This is a genomic window from Luteococcus sediminum, assembly GCF_054783495.1.
In genome coordinates this window covers 1-944 of the sequence record NZ_BAAGQL010000029.1, presented here as the reverse complement: position 1 = coordinate 944, position 944 = coordinate 1, and the positions used below count along the sequence as shown (strand labels likewise).

1 pseudogene is annotated in these 944 nt (G+C 67.9%); it reads left to right on the top strand.

The features are described from left to right. Positions 1-944: pseudogene (locus ACYVKA_RS13535) on the top strand (transposase); the annotation flags it as partial.

The window sequence follows — 944 nt, the reverse complement described above, 5'->3', positions numbered from 1 at the left end:
GTGCTGCAGGGCAAGCAGCCCGGGCAGGCGGTCGGCCGGCCCAGCAAGGAGCAGGCCGAGATCGCCCGGTTACGGCGCGAGCTGGACCAGACCCGCCAGCGCCTGGACCGCACCGAGACCGCGCTGGAGATCATGGGAAAAGCACGCGCGCTCTTGGAGGACATCTCCGAGAGCGCGGATCTCGAGACCAAGCGCAAGAAGCGCTGATGGGCGCCTACGCCGACCTCACCGCGCAGGGGACTCCCACCCGGCAGGCATCGGTCTTGACCGGTATCTCCCGGGCGACAGCCAGTCGCCGGCAGCAGCGCCCGGGGCCACCCACGCCGCGCGAGATGGTCCCGGCCAACCGGCTGTCCTGCACCGAACGCGCGAAGGTGCTGGCGGTGCTGACCAGCGACGAGTTCGTCGATGCCACCCCGCTGCAGATCTTCGCCGAGCTGCTGGACCGCGGGATCTACCTGTGCTCGGTCTCCACGATGTATCGGGTGCTGCGGGAGAACACCCTGGTCAAAGAGCGCCGCAGGCAGGCCAGACACCCGGCCCGAACGGTCCCCGAGCTGGTCGCCACCGCACCGGGGCAGGTCTATACCTGGGACATCACCAAGCTGCCAGGCCCCATCCGGGGTGTCTACTACGACGCGTACGTGATGATCGATATCTACTCCCGCTACCTCGTCGGCGTCCACGTCCACGCCCGAGAGTCCGGGCCCCTGGCCGAAGAGATGATGCGCGAAGTGTTCGCCATCCACGGCATCCCCGAGGTGGTCCACGCCGACCGCGGCACCTCGATGACCTCGAAGTCCGTCGCCACCTTGCTCGCCGACCTGGAGGTCACCCGCTCGCACTCAAGGCCGAAGGTCTCCAATGACAACCCCTACTCCGAGGCCTGGTTCAAGACCCTGAAATACGCCCCGGTCTTCCCCGATCGGTTCGGCTCCCTCAGC